Annotated in this window: 1 protein-coding gene; it reads left to right on the top strand. The window is 67.6% G+C overall.

The genetic code is table 11. The features are described 5' to 3' along the window. Positions 1-131: 131 nt before the first annotated feature. The coding region (locus ACFWPJ_RS31555; protein WP_378856984.1) for an RHS repeat-associated core domain-containing protein at positions 132-1,960 on the top strand (1,829 nt) is incomplete at its 3' end.

Genomic DNA, 1,960 nt, shown 5'->3' with positions numbered 1-1,960 from the left:
CCCCACACTTTTTTTTTTGTGGGGTGGGGGGGTTTTTTTGTTTTAACCAACCCCCCCCCCCGCGGGGGGGCGGGGGGGGGCGGGCCGCCCCCCCCCCCCCGCGGACCACCATCCGGACCGATGCCGCCGGATTGCCGATCGCCCTTATCGATCCGCTCGGTGCGGCGACTCACGTCGAACGTGACGCCGCCGGACGACCGGTGCGCGACATCGATCCCGCGGGGGCGGTCACCTGCTACGAGTGGTCGCCGGCCGGAAACCTGCTCCGCAGAACCGATCCCGACGGCTCGATGGAGTCGTGGTCGTATGACGGTGAGGGCAATGTCGTCGCGCACACCGATCGCGCGGGTGGCGTCACCGGATACTCCTACGGTTCTTTCGATTTGCTGCGGACTCGCACCGACCCCGATGGCTCGGTCACCCGCTACGAATGGGATACCGAACGCCGGCTGACCGCCGTGCACAATCCGCTCGGCCAGACCTGGACCTACGAATACGACCGGGCCGGGCGGCTGATCGCAGAAACCGATTACGGCGCGACAACCACCACCTACACCTGGGATTCGGCGGGCCGGGTCACCACCGTCACTCCGGAGACCGGCGTCGCCCGCCATCACCGGTACGACATCCTGGGCCGGCGTACCGAGATCATCACCGACGACAACGATTGGATCCGCTACACCCACGATCCCACGGGCCGAATTCTCTCCGCACGCACCGGAACCGGTGGCGCGCAAACCCACATTGTCGAATACGGCTATGGGCCGGCCGGATTGCTCGCGTCGGAGCGGATCGACTCCCGGCCGCCGATGCGCTTCACCTACGACCAGCACGGGCGCCGGATCGGCCGCACCAGCCCGACCGGCGCGGAGAACACGTGGCATCACGACCCGGCGGGCCGCATCGACCGGGTCGGTGTCGGCGATCGCGACATCACCTACGAGTACGGCGTCGCCGGGCACGTCACCTGCTGGCGCACCGGGGAGCTCGCTGTCGATCGGACCGTCACCGCGCTCGGCCGATTGCTCCGGCAAGAAGTGACCGCGTTCCCGGCCAAGCTCATTTCGCTGGACTTCGACCAGCCTCGCCGGCCCTCACCGCATCGGGTGCGCTCCGACGAATTCGTCTATCGCCCGGACGGATATCTCCTCTCCCACGCCACCGCCCGCGCAGCAGGCACACCCGTCCTGCGTGGCGACTACGCGCTCGACGCACTGGGCCGCGTCACGACCGTCGCGCACAACGATCACCTCGCTGAGCAGTACAGCTACGACGCACTCGGCAACATCACCGCCGCGACCACGGAACCCACCGCGCCGATCGCCCCTCGCGAATACCGCGACAATCTCCTCGTCCACGACGGCCACAGTCACTACCACTACGACCACGCGGGCCGGCTGATCCACAAGTTCGCCGGCGAGGACACCTGGCACTACCGCTACAACAGCTTCGACCAGCTCACCGACGTCTACACTCCCGACCGCCAGTGGTGGCACTACACCTATGACGCACTCGGCCGCCGCACCACCAAACAGCGTCTCGCCGTCGACGGCACCGTCCTCGAACGCAGCGAATACACCTGGGACGACACTCGCCTGATCGAGTGCACCACCACGGACAAGACAATCCGCTGGGAATATCACCCCGGCACCCACACACCACTGAGCCAATCCACGACCGCCGACGAATTCTGCGCCATCGTCACCGACCTCGTCGGCGCGCCGACCGAACTCATCGATCCCGCCACCGGCGAATCGACCGCCACCGCGACCACGAATCTCTGGGGTCACACCACCTGGCAAGGCACAACCAGCACTCCCCTGCGCTTCCCCGGACAGTTCCACGACCCCGAGTCCGGCCTCCACTACAACCTCCACCGCGACTACGACCCGCACACCGCCCGCTACCTCACCCGAGACCCCCTCGGCCTGTCCCCCGCCCCCCCCACCCCCCCCCGATC

It is taken from the genome of Nocardia sp. NPDC058497 (assembly GCF_042720195.1).
Lineage (GTDB): Bacteria > Actinomycetota > Actinomycetes > Mycobacteriales > Mycobacteriaceae > Nocardia.
Note: the sequence above shows the minus strand (reverse complement) of the source record. Positions and strands in the feature narration are given on the sequence as shown.